Here is a 17,389-nt window from a genome sequence, read left to right as displayed (position 1 = left end):
TTGCGGGTATTGGCATTGGCTTCGCAGAAGGGCGGTTCGGGGAAGACCACCTTGTCCGGGCACCTCGCCGTGCAGGCGCAACGCGCCGGCGCCGGTCCGGTCGTCCTGATCGACATCGATCCGCAAGGCTCGCTCGCCGACTGGTGGAACGAGCGCGAGGCGGAATATCCGGCTTTCGCGCAGACGACCGTCGCCAGGCTCGCCAGCGACCTGCAGGTGCTGCGCCAGCAGGGCTTCAAGCTGGCTGTCATCGACACGCCGCCCGCGATCACGATGGCGATCCAGTCGGTCATCGGCGTGGCCGAGCTCATCGTCGTGCCGACCCGCCCGTCGCCGCACGACCTGCGCGCCGTCGGCGCAACGGTCGACCTGTGCGAACGCGCAGGAAAGCCGCTGATCTTCGTCGTCAACGCCGCCACGCCCAAGGCCAAGATCACCTCGGAAGCCGCCGTCGCGCTGAGCCAGCACGGCACGGTCGCTCCGATCACCCTTCACCACCGCACCGATTTCGCGGCCTCGATGATCGACGGCCGGACGGTGATGGAAGTGGATCCGGAAGGCCGCTCCGCAGCCGAAATGGCCGCGCTTTGGAATTACATTTCGGATCGTCTGGAAAAGAACTTCCGCCGCACCGTTTTCGCCGCGCCCAACGCCATGCACCAGCAGGCACCCGGGGCCGCCTATCGCGCACAGGGCGGCTTCGGTCGCCGCGTCGCGCAGTAAGCGGCGGTAAGGAAGGCCGATCGCAATGGCCGAACCCTCCTTCGCCTCGCTGAGCCCGACGCTTCTAGCCCGCAAGGGCGGCGCCAAGCCCGCGATGCGTCCGCAACACGCGGCGCTCGCTTCGATGCCTGCCTCCGATACGCCCGTCGATGCCGAGAAACTCGAGGATCTCGGGTGGAACGACATGGGCGAAAACGACGATCAGCCGCAGACGGCCGACATCGTCCAGCTGACCCCGATGGCGCGGTTGCCCGAGGCCACCGGGTTAAGCCCCGCCGCCGAGCCGGAAGTGCGCCGCCAGCGCGATGCCATCGCACAGCGGATCGCACCCGCCCGCAAGACCAAGATCGAACGATCGAACCGGGCCGCCTTTACGCTGCGCCTCGATACGGATCGCCACCTCAAGTTGCGCCTCGCCTGCACGATGCGCGACTGCAGTGCCCAGGCACTCGTAACCGAGGCGCTCGACGCCTGGCTGGGCACGATGCCCGAACTCGAAGCGCTCGCCGCGCAGGTCAAGCGGCGCTGAATTACCGGATCGACAGGGGGAAATGACCATGAGCCGCACCGCCAAGAACGCACGCCTGCTGACGCTGGCCGCGGGCACCGCGCTCGCTTCGGCCATGCTGGGTGGGTGCGCGACGCAAGCCGCGCCGCGTGCCGACATTTCCGCCGAGCGCGCCGACGTCGCGCTCAAGAAGGGCAAAGTCACCTCGGCCATCGCGCACGCGGAAGCTGCCGTGCTCGCCGATCCGCGCAATGCCGAATACCGCACCACGCTGGGCGCAGCATACATGGAAGCCGGGCGCTTCCTGTCGGCTCGCACGAGCTTCGACGATGCGATGGCACTGGGTGACGAAAGCGCTCGCGTGGCCTTGGGCTATGCGCTCGCCGCGATCGCCACCGGTGACCGGGTCGCTGCCCTCGAAGTCCTGGAGGACTGGCGGGACGACATTCCGGCCGCCGATCTGGGGCTGGCCCTCGCTCTCGCGGGCGAGACCGAACAGGGCGTGCACGTTCTCTCGAACGCGGTGCGCGGCGGCGACAACACACCCAAGTCGCGCCAGAACCTCGCCTATGCCCTCGCGCTCAACGGCAACTGGGCCGGCGCGCGAATCATGGCCGCCGAAGACGTGCCGCTCGACCAGCTCGACGCGCGCATTTCGCATTGGGCCGCGATGGCGCGCCCGGAGGAATCGCCCAATCGCGTGGCATCGCTGCTCGGAACGCGCGTTGCCGTGGATGGCGGACAGCCGGCGCAGCTCGCTCTGGCCAATCACCCCACCACTCAGCAACTGGCCGCCGAGGCAGTCGCTCCGTCCGATCCGGTCGAGCAGGTCGCGCTGACGGGCGAAGAATTGCCGGCCCTCACCGATCAGGTGCCGGCGCCCGTCGAATCCGCACCTGCCCTCGCCGCGGCAGACTCGCCGACCGATTTCCAAGCTGCTTTCGCGGCCCCTGCCCCTGCCGGAGCAACGCCTGCTCAAATGCTGGCGTCAGCGGTCGAGTTCGTTTCGCAGCCGGTCGTCCAGCAGGCGCCTGCTCGCCCCGCGACCACCACACCCGGTCCCCGCCGCGTGGCCGACGCGCGGGTCGTCGAGCGCACCTCGGCCGCGATCGCTTCGGGCGATCACCTCGTGCAGCTCGGTTCGTTCTCGAGCGAGGCAGGTGCGCGCCGGGCATGGGACATCTATGCCAAGCGCTTCCCGCAACTGAGCCAGTTCGACATGGTGATCACCAAGGCGGTCGTGCGCGGAAAGACGTACTATCGCGTCTCGGCGGGCGGCCTCGCCCGGGCCGATGCGGGTTCGTTCTGCTCGACCGCCAAGCGCCAGGGCCAGGGGTGCATCGCATGGGCCGCGAACAATCCGCTGCGCGGAGCGGTCACCACCGGCGCGCGCTTCGCCCGCCGCTAAACACATTCAACAAGCCACCGAGCGAAGACCCCTGCCCTTACGGGTGGGGGTCTTTTCGCATTTGGAACCTCAGACAGAGGCTCCTGCCAATGCCGATAGCGCAATTGCCGGAAAGACCCCGACGATCGTAGCCAGCGCATAACGCTTCGGCTCGACGAGCGCCAAAGCGCACACTGCCGTCACCGCAACGTGCGGCACCCCGGCGAGCCGAAGCCCGATGATCGGCAGGATTCCCCCGCGCGCGGCGATCCGATCGAGCTTTTCGAGACGGTCGCCGTATTTCTGCCGGAGCGTCACCTCCGACCCGCGCCGAAGCAGGGCATACATCAGGAGCGAGCCGATCAGCGCGCCAGCGGCTACTGCGACCATGCCGAGCGGGCCGCCAAGCAATGCGCCTGAAGAGAACGAGAGGGGCAAGAGCGCACCGGGAATCCCAGAGGCGTAGATCGAGGCGGTGATCGCAAGAAATGCCGCGGCTAGCCAGACCTCGCCGAACGGCATGGCCAGCAACCCCTCGAACGTATCGATTGGAAGCAAACTGGCGAACGAGAAGTCCATGCAGCCTTATCGTTCGAGCGCGGGCTGCGTTCCCAAAACCTTGACGACGCGCCGTGCTAAACCGGCATTCCGCCCTTGTAGAGCGACGAGACGCGCCCTTGTGTAGGCTGGCGGTCGAACGGCGTGTTGCCCGCGCTGGCTTCCATCCGGCTACCGTCGACTACCCATGGACGCTCGACGTCGATGATCGCCACGTCGGCTTCGCAACCATCGCGCAACTCCCCTGCGTTCACACCCAGAAGCCGCGCGGGGTTCGCCGAGAGCAGCGCAAATGCGCGCGGCAGGTCGATCACCCCGTCGCGCACGAGGGTGAGGGTCATCGCGAGCAGGGTTTCCGCTCCGGCCATTCCGGGCGCAGCGTCGGCGAACGGCAAGCGCTTGTCCTCCGGCCCGCGCGGGTCGTGGCCGCTGGCGATCACGTCGATGGTTCCGTCGCCGATCGCCTCGCGCACCGCTTGCCGGTCGTCCTCGCACCGCAACGGAGGCGAAAGCCGTGCGAACGTGCGAAAGTCCATCGTCGACAGGTCGGACAGCATGAAGTGCGCCGGGGTTACTCCAGCCGTAACGGTGACACCGCGCGCCTTTGCAGCACGAACGAGCGACAGTGCAGAGCGGGTCGTCACCTGGCGCAGGTGCAACCGCGCTCCGCTCAGCTCGGTCAGCGCGATGTCGCGCGCGACTGCAAGAGCCTCGGCTTCCGCCGGAGCGCTCGGCAACCCGAGCCGGGTCGCCACTTCGCCGGCGGTCGCGACCGCGCTTCCGGCAAGGCCGTCATCCTCGGCATGGCTCACCACCACCAGGTCGAGCATCGCGGCATACTGCAGCAATCGCAGCATCACGCCCGAATCCGCGATCCACCGCCGCCCCGTCGCGATCCCGCGCGCGCCCGCCGCTTTCATGAGCGCGATCTCGGCCAACTGCTCGCCTTCGAGCGACACCGTGGCCGCCGCAAGCGGATGCACCCACAGGTCGGGCTTGCCGCTCTTGGCGATGAAATTGACCCGCGCGGGATAGTCGAGCGGCGGATTCTGGTCGGGCATCAGCGCGGCGCGCGTGATCCCGCCGAACCGGAACGCGGGCTTGTCGACCGCGAAGACGCCCAGATCGACGATTCCGGGCGCGACGAGCTGGCCCTTTGCATCGACCACCTCGTCGCCCTGCTCGGGCCCGGCGAAACCGGCGATCGCGCCCCCTGCCATGCGCAAGGGAACATCCTGGATACCGTCGGGCGTGACGACCCTGCCCCCGACGATCGTGACGGCGTGCGGGGTCATGCAGGATCTCCCCAGCCCGCGATACCGCGGCGGCGACGGGTCAGCACGTCTAGGCAGGCCATGCGGATCGCGACCCCCATCTCGACCTGCGCGGTGATGATCGAGCGGTCGATCGAATCCGCCACGTCGCTATCGATCTCGATCCCCCGGTTCATCGGTCCCGGATGCATCACGATGGCGTCGGGCGCGGCATTCGCCAGCCGCCTGGCGGTCAGGCCGTAGAGGTGGTGATACTCGCGCGGCGACGGCACGAACTGGCCGCTCATCCGCTCGGTCTGCAGGCGCAGCATCATGGCCACGTCGGTCCCTTCCAGCGCCCGGTCGAAGTCGTGGAACGCCTCCACGCCCATCGCCTCGATCCCCTGCGGCATCAGCGCCGGCGGCGCGCACACGCGCACACTGGCACCGAGCGCCTGGAGGCACAGGATGTTGGAACGAGCCACCCGGCTGTGCAGCACGTCGCCGCAGATCGTGACCGTGAGACCGGTGAAGTCGTCCGCAGTCTGCCCGCGGGCTTGCAGCGCGTGCCGCAATGCAAGCGCATCAAGCAGAGCTTGCGTCGGATGCTCGTGCTGACCGTCACCGGCGTTGATCACCGGGCAGTCGACCTTGTCGGCGATCAGCGCGGTCGCTCCGCTCGATCCGTGGCGGATCACGATCGCATCGGGCCGCATCGCGTTGAGCGTGATTGCGGTATCGATCAGCGTTTCGCCCTTCTTCACGCTCGATTGCGCGGCGTGCATGTTGACCACGTCCGCGCCCAGCCGCTTGCCGGCGATCTCGAAGCTCAGCAGCGTGCGCGTGGAGTTCTCGAAGAAGGCGTTGATGATCGTCAGACCGCCGAGCAAATCGGTGTGCTTGGCAGCCGTACGGTTCATCGCGACCCACTGTTCCGCCTCGTCCAGGAGGAACAGGATCTCGTGCCGTTCGAGCGCTCCGACCGCCAAAAGATCGCGATGCGGGAAGGCGCGCGAGCCCGCCGGATAGCGACCGGGCCGAGGGCCAGCCGCAGGGGTGTTTTCCGCCGATGTCATTGAAGCCATGCCCTTGGTCGAGAGCCGTATGCCGGTCAAGTGCATTCGGGTGGCATTGACGCGCCGCACTCCCTAGATAGACCGTTCTATCGCTCTATCCGGGAACACCCCTGTACATGTCGTTCGCCCGCAAGGTCTGGCACCTGATCGTCGCCGTCAAGGACGGCCTCAGCCTGGTGTTCCTGCTGTTGTTCTTCTTCGCGCTCTATGCGCTGCTCACCGCCCGGCCCAGCCCCGCGTCGGTGCGTGAAGGCGCGCTGCTGCTGTCGCTCGACGGCGTGGTCGTGGAGGAAAAGAGCCCGCTCGATCCCTTCGCGGTGCTGTTTTCGGGACAGGCACCCACCGGCGAATACGACGTCCAGGAGCTGGTCCACGCGATCGACGAGGCGGCGGAGGACGACCGGATCAAGGCGGTCGTGCTGGAATTCGGCGCCGTTTTCGGCGGCGGCCAGGTCCACCTCGAAGACATCGGCGCGGCGCTCGAGCGCGTGCGCGCAGCGAAGAAACCCGTGCTGAGCTATGCCACGGTCTACACCGACGATTCGGTCATGCTGGCGAGCCATGCCAGCGAGATCTGGATCGATCCGCTGGGCGGCGCGCTGGTGCTGGGTCCCGGCGGAAACAGGATGTATTACGGCGACCTTTTGAAGAAGCTCGACGTCAACGCCCGCGTCTACAAGGTCGGCACCTACAAGAGCGCGGTCGAACCCTACATCCTCAACGCAATGTCGCCCGAGGCGCGCGAGAACTACACCCAGCTCTACGGCTCGATGTGGGCCGAATGGCAGGCGCACGTGAAGAAGGCCCGCCCGCAGGTCAACCTCGCAGCCTTCGCCCAGAACCCGGCCGAATGGTTCGCCCGCGCGGGCGGCGATGCGGCAACGGCGGCGAAGAACGCGGGCCTCGTCGACAAGCTGGGCGACCGCGTCCAGTTCGGCAGGCGCGTGGCGGAAATCGCCGGCGAGGACCCGTGGGACAAGCTGCCCGGCACGTTCGCCTTCACCGAGCTCGATCCGTGGCTGGCCGACAAGCCTATGCCCGACACCGGCGACGCAATCGGCGTGGTGACCATCGCCGGCGAAATCGTCGATGGCGACGCCGGACCCGGCGTTGCCGGGGGCGACCGGATCGCCCGCGTGCTCGACGAGGCGCTGGAAAGCGATCTCAAGGGGCTCGTTGTGCGGGTGGACTCGCCCGGCGGCTCGGTGCTGGCGAGCGAGGAAATCCGCCGCGCGATCCTGCGGCACAAGGATCGCAAGATCCCCATCGCCGTCTCGATGGCGAACGTTGCGGCCAGCGGCGGGTACTGGGTGTCCACGCCAGCCGATCGCATATTTGCGGAACCGGACACGATCACCGGTTCGATAGGCATCTTCGCAGTCCTGCCCACGTTCGAGAACGCGGCCGCGAAATGGGGCGTCAGCACCGACGGCGTCAGCACCACGCCGCTTTCGGGCCAGCCGGACCTGATCGGCGGCCTTCCGCCCGAAGCCGACGCGCTGATGCAGGCCTATATCGAGGACGGCTATTCTGACTTCGTGGACCGGGTCGGCAAGGCGCGCAAGATGACCCCGGCCCGCGTGGACGAGGTCGGCCAGGGCCGCGTCTGGGACGGCGGTACCGCGCGTCAGGTCGGTCTGGTCGATCAGTACGGCGGGCTGGACGATGCGCTCGCCTGGGTTGCCGGACAGGCGAAGCTTGGCGACGGCGACTGGCATGCCGAGTTCCTCGGGGACGAAACCGGCACCAGCGACACGCTGCTTCGTCGCATGCTTGTCGGCGACGAAGCCGAACGCGCGCGCAGCAGCGATCTGGTCGGTATGTTCGCACTGCAGCGCAATCGGGCCATGTCGCAACTGACTGCCGACCTCGGTCGCCTGACGGGCACCAAGGGAATGCAGGCATACTGCCTCGAATGTGCTCCGATCGTTCGCAGTACCCCCGATAGCGAAGCGCAGGGATGGATGGCGAAACTTATCGCACTCCTGACCTGAGACCGCGGCATACCGGCTTGCCAAGCGGCAGAGGCGGTGGCAAAGGCGCGCCCCTGTCCGCCCCGCCGAGTTTTGCTTGGGGGCCGCCGGACGGGCGCGTAGCTCAGCGGTAGAGCACACCCTTCACACGGGTGGGGTCACAGGTTCAATCCCTGTCGCGCCCACCATCTTTTCAAAGGCTTAGGCCGGAAAAGATGCCCCACTATCCCGCTGAAATCGGCGCAAGGAACCTTTTAAGGGACCTTTCCGCCGCTCAGCGACCTTCCTCCGGAAACAGCGGCAACGTCCCCCGGCCAACCTCGTAGGCGTTCGGCTCCCGCGTCAGCTCGTAGGGCCGCAGGGCAGCGACGACGCGCGCCGTGAGGGTTTGTATCGCCACCTGCCGGTTCAGCTTGCCGGTGGGGCTGAAAGCGTCCCGCAGGGCATAGTTGGGGGCAGTGGTCAGGGCGATGGAGATCGCCTGTTCAAGTTCTCTGTTGTCGGGCCGAATCATCATCTGCCAATTGGAACAGATGGAGAACGGATTGCAAGCGACTTGCAATCAGGTCTCGCTGGGCCGGACGAACCGAACGGCAGCCGCTAGGTCCGGGCAGTAGCGAATTGGCAGGTCAACCTTGCCCTCTAGCTCTCCGAAAAGATCGCGGTCCAATTCCAGCCGGGTGAGCGCGATGCCGGCGTCCCGACACTCCGCAACGGTGAGACGCACAATCTCGCCTGCCTCAGCGAGCACTTGGTTTTGGAACGTCAGCAGGAACGGGTTTGGCGCGTTTTTCGAGCCAAGAACCGTGGCTATGCCAATCGCTGTTTCTCTGGCTCCCGACACAGACTTCCTCCTGTTGCCATAGGCTTGCCACACCTGAAGCTGTGTGAGAACACCGCCCACAAGGGGGATACCTTGGCTATACCAGACTATCAGACGCTGATGTTGCCGGTTCTGCGGCTCGCCGCTCAAGGCGAAATGCGGGTGCCCGAAGCTGCGCAGAAAATTGCGGATCAGTTCGGTCTGTCGGACGAAGAGCGCGAAGAAATGCTGCCCAGCAATCGCCAACGCGTGCTGCACAATCGCATTCACTGGGCCAAGTTCTACATGAGCAAAGCGGGGCTGATCGAAAGTCCTAAGCGAGGCTTGTTCCGCGCCAGCACCGAAGGGCAGGCCATGTTGGCTAAGAACCCGACGACGATCGATAACGAGACGCTCAAGGCATATCCCGCATTCGTCGCGTTTCAGCAGGCGAGCGCGAGCGGGCAGACTAAATCCGAGAAGCCGGTGGCGACGGCTGCCTCTGTATCGCCCGCCACTCCCGAGGAGCAAATCGACGCGGCGCAGGCCGTTCTTCACTCGGCGCTGAGCAGCGACCTTCTGCAACGCATTCTCGACAATTCGCCCCTCTTCTTCGAGCACCTGATCGTCGATTTGCTCGTGGCGATGGGCTACGGCGGAAGCCATGAGAATGCCGCATTGAAGCTGGGCAAAAGCGGCGACAATGGGGTGGATGGAGTGATCGACGAAGATCGGCTGGGCCTCGATCGTATCTACGTTCAAGCCAAGCGGTATGCGGAGACAAATTCCGTCCAGCGGCCAGAGGTGCAGGGGTTTGTGGGGAGCCTAGTCGGGTTCGGCGCAAACAAGGGCGTGTTTGTCACAACCTCGTCTTTCAGTTCCGGAGCTCGGCAGTATGCCGAGCAAATCCCTCAGCGCATCATCCTGATCGACGGGGTGCGCCTCACGGACCTGATGATCGAGCATGACGTAGGGGTGAGGATCAGCCGCGCAGTCAAGGTCAAGCGGATTGACGAGGATTTCTTTGTGGAGGGGTGATGCGGAAAAGGCGAGAGCGGCCATAGGGAATAACCGCTCTCGCCTTCCCGACGAAACAGGGCGGCGCGAAACCAAGAAAGCGCCTCCCCAAGTTACCGCCGGTCGCCAAATGGGGGACCGGGACCGGCGGCAATTCGATTAGGTGACGTTGCCGAAGTCCCCGAGGCTCATGGCGGTGGCATTCTTCACTGCCAGCCCCAAGCGTTCCTCAGCGCGGATGGTCACCATGTTCTTCACGAAGTTGTCTCCATCTTCCGTGGAAAGGGCCACGTTGGCCTGCTCGCGGTCATAGAGGGTTGCTGCCCGGCGGAAGTCTCCGACTAGGAAGGCGTCCTTGGCGATGGCCGTAGTGGCCACAACCGGAAGGCCGAACAGGAGTGGGTTGGGGTTGGACTGCGGGTCGCCCAGCAGATATTCCCCGTCCGTGTTCTTCAGCAGGCGAATACGCATCCAATCCGAAGGGTGCATGACCACGCCGTTGGGCACGTAGTCCGCCAGCGTCACTTGCAGCATTCCCAGCCCGACTTTGTCGATCATAGTCTCCGTGGTCGGAGTGAAGTCGGCCACATAGGCGGTGGCGTTGGTGATTAGGCCATCAAGGTTCGGGCTTACGCCGTCGCCGTTGAGTAGCTGCGTCTCTTCCGCCAGCGCGAGGCCATACCGTAGTTCAGTGTCGATCACCGACTGAAGCTGCGGCGCGTCGGCCAGAATCTGTACGCTGGCCTTGGTCCAGTGGGCGATTGTGCGGATGGGCAGGTTCTTCAACTCCCAGGCATAGCTGCTCTCTTCTTTGAGCGCACCTTCCACCTGCGGAGCCGCCTGATTGTCGCGCGTGGTCTGGTCCACGTATTCGACGTTGCCGCTCGTGGTGTTGAGCACGTTGAGCAAGTCACGGATGCGCGGCTGGCGAACCGGCAGGGAGTTGATCGCGGAGTCACGCATTCCGCCGTCGAGGCTTCCGCCACTGGACGCAATCGAGGTGATTTCCTTCAGTTCGATCTTTACCCGACCGGGCTGCGAGGTGGCGATGCCCGCCAGCGATTTAACCTGATCGCTGTCCACGACCTGCTGGCCCCAGCTTTCGGGCGCGGTAGCACCGCCGCCATAGCTGGAACAGGCCATTTTCTGCTCAAGTTCTTGCAGGATGCCTTCGACCGTGCCGGCCTTTTTGAGGGCGCTCTGAACGTCGCTGTTCAGCTTACTAAACTGCTGCTCAACTGCGTCGGTGAAGTCTTTGGTCAGTGCGTTCATTTTCATGCTCCTATGGCCGCAATGCGGGCGGCGGATGCGTTGAGGATTGCGCGGACTTCATCTTCGTCCGCTTCGGCTTCGTTCATGGCCTTCCAAGCGGCACCTGCCGCCACCTTTGCTCGCCGGCCGGAAAGACCGGCAGCTTGCAGCAATTCGGCAATGTCCCGCGCACAGGCGAAATCCTTGACCGCTGTGACGCGCGCGTGCGTGTCGCAGGGGAACGTCACTAGGGACGCTTCCCAAAGGTCGATGTCGCTGAGGATGCGGCGGTTGCCGTCTTTGCGGGAGCCGCCCGGCGCAATTTCGTAGCCGATGCTGATCCCGGTCAGTGCGCCCTTGCGCGCCAGTGCGTGCGCTTCTTGCGCATCGCGCACTTCCATTGCGAGTTCGGCCCGCCCGAAGAGGGCATCGCTGCGCTCGCTCAACTCCGTCCACACGCCGATGGGGCGGTGCGGGTCATGCTGATAGAGCAAGGGGAGCTTGCGCCCGTCCTGCTCAAGACGCTTGATCGACTTGGAATAAGCGCCCGGCTCGATGGTATCGCCAATGCGGTCCACCTGGCCGAAGGCGCTGATTACGCCTTCGACGACGCCGGAGTCAGTCACGGACTTGATCTGGAAGGGGAGTGTCTGGCTGTTCATACGTGCGCACCATTGCTGTTGGGCAGGAAGGCCCATTTCTCAGCCAATGTGCGCGGGCAGCCGCGTGAGCATTGGTGTTTCGACGCGGACAGCCGCGCGTCAACGAGGGGATTGTGCGCCATCTTGCGCTCCATGAAAAGTGTTTATTTTCCGCTAGTTGGGATTGTCCGCATCGCCCTGGAGGGTGCGGACCAATATCGCTTGCTTCTCGAACCAAGGGGCGACTGCGCTGGCCTCGGCCTGACAGGTGATAAGGTCTGCGATTGAGAGCCCCAGCCCGGTGAGGATGCAAGCAACCGGCACCCCTTCCCGCGCGAGCAGGTTAATCTCGTTCGCAATCGCCGTCTCGACTCGCCGGGTCATCTCGATTTGCTCGGCGGTTGGCATCTTCTCGTTCCATTTGTTCATGATATGTTCCTTTTAAGCTAATAGATCGTCGCGGCCATTGCCCCGCAGCCGGTGTTCGGCGGCGCGGTTGGCTTCCCGCTGGTGCGCGGCTTTGTTCGTCCCGCCCGCCATCGCCCGGCCCGTCATGGCGAGGGAGCGGCGCATGGCGAGCACCTGGCTCAGCTGCCCATCGACAACCTTCATCCTAGGATTAACGCGGGGGACACCCTTTGCGTCGGGGACGACGGTGCCTTCCTCGCGCAGCAAACGCTGATTTTCTTCAACGTTGGCCATCGCTCTGGCCAACATCACCGCCAGCGACAGTCGGTGCGGTGTCCAGTCGGCGCGAGCAAACTCGTCTGCGATGCTATGGAAGAAGGGCCACACCTCTGCCTCCATCGCCATGTGCGCCGGGGGTGCGATTTCAGTGTTCGCCGTGGTGGCCAGTCGGATGAGGTTGGCGACGCTGTCGGTGCGCGCCTTGCGTGGTTTCGTCATGGTGTGTTCCTCTCGGATTTGAACCTTTGCGTTGCTCTTTGTGAGGGGCGGCGGTCACCGCGTTGCACAGTTCTCAACTTTCAATGGCCCCGCCCCCTCCGGACACCCACGGGAGCGCCCGTAGATGTGTGCAGGGAGGCCAAGGGCTGCGCGCCCTAGGGAAAGGGTGCGGCTCACCAGCGTGTGTTCCAGGAGCCATGATATTCGCCTAGCTGGACTTGCCTGCGTGCCCACTCCCGGTCGCGGTCCTGCACCGGGGCGACGGGCATCCCGTCTAGCCCGACGCGGAACTGCCCCTCGGCATAGGTGCACTGAAGGTATGCGCGCGTCCGCAAGTAGTAGCTCAGGGCCGTGCTCACCTCAGCATCCGTCCAACCGGCGGCGATGAGGTCCTCGCGCACGCCGACCTTGAGCGGGCGCGGCGGCGTGGGGAACGCGCCGGGGTGCCGCTCCTTCATGGCAGACAGGACAGCCTTGGCCTCTTTCTCTCGGGCCGCGACGGCCTGCTTGTGATTGGTAATCATGGTGTGGTCTCCTCTAGGTTGGATGTGCCCGGCTTTGGGCGCGTCAGCGCGTGTGGCGCGTGAAGCGCGTGATCCTGCATTCCCTCTCTTTCCAACCTTCCCTCCCCTTCCTTCTCCCTCTGGAAAAACTTTTCAAAAGCGCGCGAGGGGAGTGAAAAGGAGGGGGATGGTCGATCACGCGCTTCACGCGCTACCAGCGCTGGGGAGTTAAATCGGGCCATCGTCATCGCCCCTCGCGCTCAGCTTTTCAGCAGCCTCAATGGCGTCACGCGTGGAGAGCTCGCGTTTGGTGTAGATCACCATATCCTTGCCGCCGACCTTCCAGCGCCCAGCCTTCGCAGTCGGATTGCGAACCGGGCGATACCCGCACTCCTCCATCTTGTGCGGCACCTTGCGGCTGTTCCGCCGATCGCGCAGCCACTCACCGAATGCCTGTTCCGCCGCTTCCACAAGGTCTGCCAGCGTCACCGCCTGCGGCCATGCGAGCTTTTCCAGCGCGTCCGTCAGTTCCGCCGATTCGGGTGCGCTGTTCGCGGTGACAATGTCCCAGAACGCGTCTGTCTTTGGCGGGGGAGCCTTGGCGTTGAACGCGGCAAGATCGAGGGTCCGCAGGTAGGCTGCCACGTGGCCGACGCCGCCACCGGCATACCAACCGTGCAGCTTGTTCCAGTAGCCTTCGGAGAAGCTTTCCCGATCAGCCTCTGACCAAGCGACATAGTGTCGCCGGTCATCTTCCGGCAGATAGAGGCCGTCGCCCTTGTGGTTTGTGGTGATAACCACGCCGCACACGTTGAAGGCGGAGTATTCCCGCTGGAACTTCTCATCGACGCGCAACACGTCTGGCGGCGCGGCGGTGTAGGTTTTCATGTGATCGTAGAAAGCGAAGCGGTCCACATCGCCAAGATCCCGCGCCTCGCTCACCCTCAGGATCACCGACTTCACGAAGCCATTGAAGCGCCCGAGCAAGTGCTGCGGTGACACTTCCGCGAAGTTCCACGGCCCAACCGCATACTTCACCGGCTCAAGGATGGTGTCCTTCCCGATGCCCTGAGCGCCGCCCATCACAATAGCGTGGTTGATCTTGTCGCCGGGGCGCTGGACGCGATGCGCCAGCCAAGCGATCAAGTGTTCCGCGTCGGCGGGATAGACCGCGTTGACGTGATCGAGCCACGGCGTTGCCAGTTGAGGGTCGCCGTGGATCGGCAGCGGCGGACGGTAAAGGTTGAAAACGGAGCATCCGGCACGAACAATCCAGCCACCGTCGGAAATCAGCCGGTCTGAAATCTCCTGCGGCTCGCCAGGTGCCCATGTCATCTGTTCGACTGAACGATTGGCATCGAGCCATTGGTTCGCGGCAATGCGCTTCGGTTTACCCTTATCGTCCTTCACCGGCTCGCCTTGGTTATCGAGCAACGGTATCGGCAGCACCTTTGCGTTCACACTTGTCGCCGGCCAACTTTCGCCACTCGGGGCGAAGATGTAATTGTGCGACGGCATGAAGGCATAGAAGTCGGTCAGGTGCACACCCGAACCGGCAGCGGCGCTGACCTCCCGCAGCAAGTCGTCAACCGAGTTGCCAGCGTCGAGCCAGTCGGAGACGTCGCCGCGTTCTGGCAGGCCGGGCAGGTCCACCGCCTTTACGCTCCTCGCTGTCGGGGCCAGCATGGGGAGCAACTTGGCAGTGCGCTTGCGGCCCTTGTCGTCGTTGTCGGTCAAGATGACGAGCGCCCGCCCTGCAAGGTGGGTATTCAACGCGGGCTTCCAGTTGAGCGCGCCGTTCGGGTTCGTCGTGGCGATCAGGCCCAACTCGATCAGGCGGTCCGCATCCTTCTCGCCCTCGCAGATGAACACAAGGGCATGGGGCCGCTCGTCCATGGTCAAGAGCAACTCGGGCAGCCGATAAAGCAGGTCCGGCTCTTCGCCGGTGCCCTTGCGATAATGCTCAATGCCGGGGAACTTGTAGAGTTCGCCTTCGTCCCGTGCGAATTGCAGGTCGCCTGTGCCAATGACGCGCCTCCCTCGGAGGAAAGCCTTTTCGCCGTCCTCGCGCCGCCCCTTCAGGGCAGTGTAGGCATAGCTGCCGTCCGCGCGGTGGTAGTCGTACTCGCGCTCAAGTTTGGTGGTGAAGTCCCAGCGGGGCCGGTCATCATCGTTCCATTCGTAGGAGCCACGAGCGCCGCCCGAAGAGACTTTCCATCCATCCGAAGATGGCGCAGAATCCCTCTCGCCAGCCGTTCCCGTGGCATGGTCCCCGGCCCCCGCTTCTCCCCCAGAGGCGGGGGCTTCTTCTTCCCAAGGTGGCCCGGTCAGCGGCTCGCTTCCGCTAGCGCCGGTCATTCGGCCGACTCCACTTCGCGCGGAACCATGCCGCCGTCGATCAGCGCCTCAATGTCCTTCAATCTGTAGCCGGTCACCTTCGGGCTGAGTGTCACCCTCTGCGGCCAGTTGGGCAGCTTCTGGGCTTCTAGTTCGCGGAGCGTCTTCTTCGTGACGCCGATTGCAGCAGCAGCCTCGTCGAGACGGAGGAGGGTGTGACCGGTGAGAGACTTCACTGTCTCCCGCGCGATCAACATCTGCATCTGATGGGCGGCCTTGCGAGCTTCCCACGCTTCAAGTTCTTCACCGGTGCGGTGTTTACGAGCAGGCATTGGCAACGTCCTTCTGCCTGAGGCTTGAGCCTCAAGTTGTCAGAAGACGGCCATCTGCCAAATGCGCCGTGGCGCTTGCTTTTGGGCGACAGACGAACAGGGGAGCCCCGTTCCGATTATCTGTGGCGGTCGGTTTTGTTCGGTCGCCCGTGAGCGACTTCGGAACCTTTATGCGCCAACTTTCCTGAAACGCAAAATGCGTTTTTTAACCTGCCCTCGCAGGCATCTGCACCACATTGTCTGCTGCCTCAGCCTCGCCCACGATGAACATGAGTTTGCGCGCCCACCACTCCATCAGCTCCCGCTTGCGGAGCCGGTAGCGCCGTTGAATGTCGCCATGATCGTAGGCCGCAGTGACGCCAGCCGTGATCTCATGATTCACCGCCGCTTGCAGAACGTCGAGCGGCGCTGACCAAACAATCTCGCCTTCGGCATTTTCCTCGCCGTCTCGGCAGCGAGTGATGAAGGTGTGCCGCAGATCGTGGATGCGCCACGCCTCGGTTTGCACTTCCGCCACCCGCGCCAGCGCCGCCTTTTTGCGCGCAACCGTGTCCGTTCGCAGCGCGCCGCCCGCGCGGATTGCCCGATGGTCCTCTTCGGTGAGGCCAGCGAGGTTGCCCTTCACGCGCCGGTCCAGCGCCGCCTTGAGCTTGTTCCAGCCGCTGATCGGCGTCTCGCCAGTGTCGCTCGGGAACACCAGCCCTTTGCGCGGCTCGGGCTGGGCGCCAGCCTTGCGCGGATGCAGCGCGTCGTAAATCGCCCCTGCCGCTTCCAGCACTTGCATGGCCGGCTCGCTCAAGGCGATTTCGTGCGCGCCCTTGCGGTTCTTCACCCTCTCCTTCGGCAACACAATCAGCTTGCGCTCAAGGTCCACCTCGTCCCAAGTCAGCCCGGCAATCTCGTTCTTGCGCTGGCCGGTCAGCATGAGCAGCCGGATGACCGAACCGAACGGCCAACCCTGTTCGCGAGCCGCCAGCCAGATCGACCGCAGTTCATCGTCCGTGAGCGCCCGAGTGATCTTCTTCGGCGGCTGGCGGTTGGTCATGCCCGTGGTCGGCAATGCGCCGTGGAACAGCCCGCGCGACAGGGCGAACTTGAACACGCCGCGTATCGCCTTGAGCGTTTCGTCCACCGGCCCACCGGCCTTGTCCAACTGCGTAAGGAGCCGCGCCACCATAGGCGTCGTAATCTCGGAAAGAGGGTGGTGGCCCAGCGTCGGCAGCACCCTTTGCTCAAGCAGCCGTTCGCGGGCAGTCGCGGTTGTCGCGGTGACAGCGCGCTTGCGCCCGCCGACTAGCTTCCCTGCCCGCATAGCTGCCACGTAGCTTTCCGCCACGGCGCGGAAGGTGCCCGCCTGCTTGTCAGCAGCCTCGCGCTCGGCAGCGGCCTTTTCCTCCGCGAGCCTGTCTTTTATGACCGCGCCCTCCCGCGCCGCCGCGACAAGCTCGCGCGCGGCCTCCCGAGCTTCCGACACGCGCACGCCAGGCCACTGCCCGATCACCTTGCGCTGCTTGCGGTCGGAACCCTTCTGATTGGTCACGACCGCCCACGACCTCTTGCCGGTGGCGTTGACCCAGAGGAACAGACCGGTCTCCACATCGCTGACCGACACTCGGCCCTTGGCAGGGCGGCCGATGCGCTCAATCGCTACATCTGTCAGGTAGGTCTTGGGGTAGGACTTCTTCTTCGGCGCGGCCATGGCGAAACTCCAAAAGGAACCTTCTAGCGACCTTTTTGCGAGTTTTTCAGCGTTCGCGTTCGGTCGCCTTCGTTCGCTCCTTCTCTCTCGGAATGGCCAAATCGCAAAGGATTTTCGTGCTTTACTGGCGCGCAAAGGTCGCGAGCGTTCGCCTGCGTTCGTCGGGAAGCTACCCTTCACACGGGTGGGGTCACAGGTTCAATCCCTGTCGCGCCCACCATCTTCGCGCGGGACTGGCCCCGAAGTCGCCCCTTCTTGTGAAGGTGTGCGCCGAACATCTGCGACAATTCGTTCATCTACGGTTCGACTCGCCCCTGTCAGCAGACCGTTAACTCAGACGTTCCGCAAGGAGGCCGCAAATTGTCGACAGGTGCCCGGTTTGCATAACAACCGTCAGTCTTGTAGGCCGCGCGCCATCGGCTG

18 protein-coding genes and 1 tRNA gene are annotated in these 17,389 nt (G+C 64.6%); 6 read left to right on the top strand and 13 right to left on the bottom strand.

Annotated elements, in window-relative coordinates:
- The 3 genes from AR323_RS12725 to AR323_RS12715 are packed head-to-tail and all read left to right on the top strand — an operon-like array spanning nt 1 to nt 2,639.
- Nucleotides 1–723, top strand: a complete 723-nt coding sequence (locus AR323_RS12725; RefSeq protein WP_057884462.1) for a ParA family protein — start codon at nt 1–3, stop codon at nt 721–723.
- Nucleotides 724–748: 25 nt separating this feature from the next.
- A complete protein-coding gene (locus AR323_RS12720; protein WP_057884359.1) occupies nt 749–1,252 on the top strand; it encodes a hypothetical protein in 504 nt (167 codons plus the stop codon).
- Between the two features lie 28 nt (nt 1,253–1,280).
- Complete coding sequence (locus tag AR323_RS12715) at nt 1,281–2,639, top strand: SPOR domain-containing protein (RefSeq protein WP_083495441.1); 1,359 nt, start codon at nt 1,281–1,283, stop codon at nt 2,637–2,639.
- 69 nt (nt 2,640–2,708) lie between these two features.
- Here the strand turns inward: AR323_RS12715 and AR323_RS12710 are convergent, their stop codons facing one another.
- From AR323_RS12710 to AR323_RS12700, 3 genes are read right to left on the bottom strand one after another with little or no spacing between them, the layout of a single operon-like run.
- Nucleotides 2,709–3,197, bottom strand: coding sequence for a VTT domain-containing protein (locus AR323_RS12710; protein ID WP_057884357.1), 489 nt, complete (start codon nt 3,195–3,197; stop codon nt 2,709–2,711).
- A gap of 56 nt (nt 3,198–3,253) precedes the next feature.
- Nucleotides 3,254–4,471, bottom strand: a complete 1,218-nt coding sequence (locus AR323_RS12705) for a dihydroorotase (protein ID WP_057884356.1) — start codon at nt 4,469–4,471, stop codon at nt 3,254–3,256.
- Complete coding sequence (locus AR323_RS12700; protein ID WP_057884461.1) at nt 4,468–5,505, bottom strand: aspartate carbamoyltransferase catalytic subunit; 1,038 nt, start codon at nt 5,503–5,505, stop codon at nt 4,468–4,470. The genes AR323_RS12705 and AR323_RS12700 overlap by 4 nt, the downstream gene beginning before the upstream one ends.
- A 116-nt stretch (nt 5,506–5,621) precedes the next feature.
- Between AR323_RS12700 and sppA the strand changes: the two genes are divergently transcribed.
- On the top strand, nt 5,622–7,499 hold the full coding sequence (gene sppA, locus AR323_RS12695) for a signal peptide peptidase SppA (protein ID WP_057884355.1): 1,878 nt from the start codon (nt 5,622–5,624) through the stop codon (nt 7,497–7,499).
- Nucleotides 7,500–7,591: 92 nt separating this feature from the next.
- Nucleotides 7,592–7,666: transfer RNA gene (locus AR323_RS12690), tRNA-Val, on the top strand.
- A gap of 86 nt (nt 7,667–7,752) precedes the next feature.
- Here AR323_RS12690 and AR323_RS12685 read toward each other — a convergent pair.
- Nucleotides 7,753–7,995, bottom strand: a complete 243-nt coding sequence (locus AR323_RS12685) for a hypothetical protein (protein ID WP_057884354.1) — start codon at nt 7,993–7,995, stop codon at nt 7,753–7,755.
- Between the two features lie 45 nt (nt 7,996–8,040).
- Nucleotides 8,041–8,322, bottom strand: a complete 282-nt coding sequence (locus AR323_RS12680; RefSeq protein ID WP_152980356.1) for a hypothetical protein — start codon at nt 8,320–8,322, stop codon at nt 8,041–8,043.
- Between the two features lie 24 nt (nt 8,323–8,346).
- Between AR323_RS12680 and AR323_RS12675 the strand changes: the two genes are divergently transcribed.
- Nucleotides 8,347–9,318, top strand: coding sequence for a restriction endonuclease (locus AR323_RS12675; protein WP_235510629.1), 972 nt, complete (start codon nt 8,347–8,349; stop codon nt 9,316–9,318).
- 138 nt (nt 9,319–9,456) lie between these two features.
- On the opposite strand, the gene AR323_RS12670 is transcribed toward AR323_RS12675, so the two are convergent.
- The 8 genes from AR323_RS12670 to AR323_RS12635 all read right to left on the bottom strand — a co-directional run bounded on the left by AR323_RS12670 (nt 9,457) and on the right by AR323_RS12635 (nt 16,966).
- On the bottom strand, nt 9,457–10,569 hold the full coding sequence (locus AR323_RS12670; RefSeq protein WP_057884351.1) for a phage major capsid protein: 1,113 nt from the start codon (nt 10,567–10,569) through the stop codon (nt 9,457–9,459).
- A 2-nt stretch (nt 10,570–10,571) separates the two neighbouring features.
- Nucleotides 10,572–11,246: an HK97 family phage prohead protease gene (locus AR323_RS12665; protein ID WP_083495432.1), complete on the bottom strand. Its 675-nt coding sequence runs from the start codon at nt 11,244–11,246 to the stop codon at nt 10,572–10,574.
- A 117-nt stretch (nt 11,247–11,363) separates the two neighbouring features.
- Nucleotides 11,364–11,618: a hypothetical protein gene (locus AR323_RS12660; RefSeq protein WP_057884349.1), complete on the bottom strand. Its 255-nt coding sequence runs from the start codon at nt 11,616–11,618 to the stop codon at nt 11,364–11,366.
- Nucleotides 11,619–11,630: 12 nt separating this feature from the next.
- The gene (locus tag AR323_RS12655; RefSeq protein ID WP_057884348.1) at nt 11,631–12,095 is read right to left on the bottom strand and encodes a hypothetical protein; all 465 of its coding nucleotides are present in this window, start codon (nt 12,093–12,095) and stop codon (nt 11,631–11,633) included.
- Nucleotides 12,096–12,268: 173 nt separating this feature from the next.
- Nucleotides 12,269–12,619 carry a ProQ/FinO family protein gene (locus tag AR323_RS12650; protein WP_057884347.1) on the bottom strand — a complete coding sequence of 117 codons (351 nt, stop codon included), beginning with the start codon at nt 12,617–12,619 and terminating at the stop codon, nt 12,269–12,271.
- Between the two features lie 207 nt (nt 12,620–12,826).
- Nucleotides 12,827–14,956: a primase-helicase family protein gene (locus tag AR323_RS12645; protein WP_057884346.1), complete on the bottom strand. Its 2,130-nt coding sequence runs from the start codon at nt 14,954–14,956 to the stop codon at nt 12,827–12,829.
- The gene (locus AR323_RS12640) at nt 14,953–15,267 is read right to left on the bottom strand and encodes a hypothetical protein (protein WP_057884345.1); all 315 of its coding nucleotides are present in this window, start codon (nt 15,265–15,267) and stop codon (nt 14,953–14,955) included. Before AR323_RS12640 ends, AR323_RS12645 begins: the two co-directional genes overlap by 4 nt.
- A 205-nt stretch (nt 15,268–15,472) precedes the next feature.
- Complete coding sequence (locus AR323_RS12635) at nt 15,473–16,966, bottom strand: tyrosine-type recombinase/integrase (protein WP_057884344.1); 1,494 nt, start codon at nt 16,964–16,966, stop codon at nt 15,473–15,475.
- Nucleotides 16,967–17,389 lie beyond the last annotated feature (423 nt).

Source organism: Tsuneonella troitsensis, from assembly GCF_001441535.1.
Lineage (GTDB): Bacteria > Pseudomonadota > Alphaproteobacteria > Sphingomonadales > Sphingomonadaceae > Tsuneonella > Tsuneonella troitsensis.
Note: the sequence above shows the minus strand (reverse complement) of the source record. Positions and strands in the feature narration are given on the sequence as shown.